We start from the raw sequence: 1,034 nt of genomic DNA, 5'->3' as shown, positions 1-1,034 counted from the left end.
GCGATCCGCGAGGTGGCCGCACGCGTGGACAATATCCACCTGAAGGACAAGTCGAAGGTGTTCAACACCGCGCGTGTCGAGGCGCTGGAAGTGGCAAACCTCATCGAGGTGGCGCGCGCGACGATGGTGTCGGCCGAGGCGCGCAAGGAAAGCCGCGGCGCGCATGCGCAGAACGACTTCGAGCATCGCGACGACGAAAACTGGCTGCGCCATACGTTGTGGTTCAGCCAAGGCGACCGCCTCGACTACAAGCCGGTGCACATGCAGCCGCTGACGGTCGAATCGGTGCCGCCCAAGGCGCGGACCTTCTAAGGCACAGATCAAAGGAATTCAGAAATGGCCAAGCGTACATTTGAAATCTACCGCTACGATCCGGACCGCGACGCGGCGCCGCGCATGCAGTCGTACGAGATCGAGATCGACTCGCACGAGCGCATGCTGCTCGACGCGCTGGTGAAGCTGAAGGCACTGGACGAGACGCTGTCGTTCCGCCGTTCGTGCCGCGAAGGCGTGTGCGGTTCGGACGCGATGAACATCAACGGCAAGAACGGTCTGGCGTGTCTGACGAACCTGAACGACCTGCCGCAGAAGATCGTGCTGCGTCCGCTGCCGGGGCTGCCGGTGGTGCGCGACCTGATCTGCGACTTCACGCAGTTCTTCAACCAGTACCACTCGATCAAGCCGTACCTGATCAACGACACGCCGCCGCCGGAGAAGGAGCGTCTGCAGTCGCCGGAAGAGCGCGACGAGTTGGACGGACTCTACGAATGCATTCTGTGCGCGAGCTGCTCGACGTCGTGCCCGAGCTTCTGGTGGAATCCGGACAAGTTCGTGGGCCCGGCGGGTCTGCTGCAGGCATACCGTTTCATCGCGGACAGCCGTGACGAAGCCACCGGCGAGCGGCTCGACAATCTGGAAGACCCGTACCGCCTGTTCCGCTGCCACACGATCATGAACTGCGTCGACGTCTGTCCGAAAGGACTGAACCCGACCAAGGCGATCGGCAAGATCAAGGAATTGATGGTGCGTCGCGC

The 1,034-nt window shown here is 62.5% G+C and carries 1 protein-coding gene and 1 pseudogene; both read left to right on the top strand.

What is annotated here, in order from left to right:
* Positions 1–312, top strand: a pseudogene (locus J2W46_RS34320) (succinate dehydrogenase/fumarate reductase flavoprotein subunit); the annotation flags it as partial.
* Positions 313–336: 24 nt separating this feature from the next.
* Positions 337–1,034, top strand: a 698-nt coding sequence (locus tag J2W46_RS34315; protein WP_027780676.1) for a succinate dehydrogenase iron-sulfur subunit, incomplete at its 3' end; no start/stop codon positions are given.

The sequence above is a fragment of the Paraburkholderia strydomiana genome (assembly GCF_031456815.1).
In the GTDB taxonomy this organism is placed as follows: Bacteria; Pseudomonadota; Gammaproteobacteria; order Burkholderiales; family Burkholderiaceae; genus Paraburkholderia; species Paraburkholderia caledonica.
Note: the sequence above shows the minus strand (reverse complement) of the source record. Positions and strands in the feature narration are given on the sequence as shown.